The 820-nt window shown below is 74.1% G+C and carries 2 protein-coding genes; both read right to left on the reverse strand.

Annotated elements, in window-relative coordinates; translation table 11 throughout:
* A partial coding sequence (locus APM_RS06425; protein ID WP_007422541.1) for a deoxyribodipyrimidine photo-lyase occupies positions 1-227 on the reverse strand: 227 nt, incomplete at its 3' end.
* Positions 227-820, reverse strand: a 594-nt coding sequence (gene pdeM / locus APM_RS06430) for a ligase-associated DNA damage response endonuclease PdeM (RefSeq protein ID WP_007422542.1), incomplete at its 5' end; no start/stop codon positions are given. The genes APM_RS06425 and pdeM, both read right to left, overlap by 1 nt.

The raw sequence follows: 820 nt of genomic DNA on the forward strand, positions 1-820 counted from the left end.
GCCGCCGCATCGCCCCGCCGCAGCACCAGCCGCCCGCCGCGCGCGGCGAAATCGGCCTCAAGCGCGGCGAGCGAATGGTGCAGCCACCAGCGCGACGCCCCGCCCGTCTCCGCCGCCGGATCGAGCACGAAGACCGGCAGCACGTTTCCCTCCTCGATCGCGGCGGCGAGGGCGGGGTTGTCGGCCAGGCGCAGGTCGTTGCGCAGCCAGAGCAGCGTCGTCGCCATCACGCGGCCTTTCCGGCATGGGCGAGGGGAAAGGCATAGACCCGCTCGCGCCCGAGCAGGAACACCTGCCCGCCGCGCGGGAACAGCGCGCGGATCGGCGGCGAAGTCACCTCCAGCCCGCCGGCATAGGCGCCGAAGGCCGGCAGCAGCACGCGATGGGCATCGGCCACGAAACACGGCCGCGCCACCGAAGCGGCCCGCGTCGCGATCCGCGCCTTCGGATGGAAATGGCCGGAGAACTCGACCTGCCCGGCGGCGACCGGCCCCGCCACATGGCGGAACACGGCCCCCGCCTCCGCGTGTTCCGCAAGCCCGGTGCCCGCGTCGTGATTGCCCTCGATCCAGAGGAAGCGATGCGCCGCCTCCATCCGCGCGAGAAGCGAAGCCTCCTCCGCCGGCAGGCGGGCGCGGCCGGCCTCGTCGTGGAAACTGTCGCCGAGCGCGATCACCCGCTCCGGCGCGTAGCGGCGCAGCAGCAGCGCGAGCCGATCGAGCGTCGCCCGGCTGTCATAGGGCGGCAGCAGCCCGCCGCGCGCGGCGATCGACGAGGCCTTTTCGAGATGCAGGTCGGCGACGATCAGGGCGCGCCGGTC

Source organism: Acidiphilium sp. PM, from assembly GCF_000219295.1.
GTDB classification, from domain to species: Bacteria; Pseudomonadota; Alphaproteobacteria; order Acetobacterales; family Acetobacteraceae; genus Acidiphilium; species Acidiphilium multivorum.